The sequence below is a fragment of the Mesorhizobium sp. M1E.F.Ca.ET.041.01.1.1 genome (assembly GCF_003997355.1).
In the GTDB taxonomy this organism is placed as follows: Bacteria; Pseudomonadota; Alphaproteobacteria; order Rhizobiales; family Rhizobiaceae; genus Mesorhizobium.
Genome location: NZ_RZSL01001284.1, coordinates 1 through 396 on the forward strand (window position 1 = coordinate 1; position 396 = coordinate 396).

Consider the following 396-nt stretch of genomic DNA (forward strand, 5'->3'; position numbering starts at 1 on the left):
TGGCCGCGAGGCGGCCGAGACGGCAAGCGAGACCGCGCGCAAGACTTTCGAGGAAGGCGCGCTCGCCGACACGCTGCCGAGCGTCGAAGTGGCCAAGGCCGATCTCGAGGCCGGTATCGGCATCCTGTCGCTGTTCGTGACGGCAGGGCTCGCCGACTCCAATGGCGAAGCGCGCCGGCATATCCAGGGCGGCGCCGTCCGCCTCAACGACCAGCCCGTAACGGACGACCGGCGCGCGGTCACGCTTCAGGATCTGGGCGCGGAGGGTGTCGTAAAACTCTCGCTCGGCAAGAAGAAGCACGTTCTGGTGCGGCCGGTCTGATCGGCCGGTCGTCCTACCGATACTCGAAGATCGATCGGAATATTCCGGGCGCGATCACCGAGAGCGGGTTGATG

The 396-nt window shown here is 66.7% G+C and carries 1 protein-coding gene; it reads left to right on the forward strand.

What is annotated here, in order from left to right; translation table 11 throughout:
* Positions 1–322, forward strand: a 322-nt coding sequence (locus EOA38_RS38810; protein WP_281060201.1) for a S4 domain-containing protein, incomplete at its 5' end; no start/stop codon positions are given.
* Positions 323–396 lie beyond the last annotated feature (74 nt).